The following is a 310-nucleotide window of genomic DNA, read 5'->3' as shown; positions in this document are numbered from 1 at the left end:
ACCACGCGGTCGAGAACTACCTTGCGCGCCTGGTGAAGCTGGGCGAGTCCGTGGCACTGTGCGAGCAGATCGGCGATCCCGCGCTGTCCAAGGGCCCGGTGAAGCGCGAGGTCGTGCGCATCGTCACCCCGGGGACGGTGACCGATGCCGCGTTGATGGAAGAGCGCCGCGACAACCTGCTGCTCTCCATCGCCGCAGGCCCGACCGGTTACGGCATGGCCTGGGTGGACCTCTCCACCGGCCGCTTCCTGCTGACCGAAGTGCCCACCGCCGAAGGCCTCGCTGCTGAGCTCGCCCGCTTGCAGCCGGC

The 310-nt window shown here is 69.7% G+C and carries 1 pseudogene; it reads left to right on the top strand.

From position 1 onward, the window contains the following. Positions 1-310, top strand: a pseudogene (locus CBX98_RS25915) (DNA mismatch repair protein MutS); the annotation flags it as partial.

Source organism: Vibrio sp. T9, assembly GCF_003123985.1.
Classification (GTDB): domain Bacteria; phylum Pseudomonadota; class Gammaproteobacteria; order Enterobacterales; family Vibrionaceae; genus Vibrio; species Vibrio diabolicus.
This window is presented reverse-complemented; position numbering and strand designations above follow the sequence as displayed.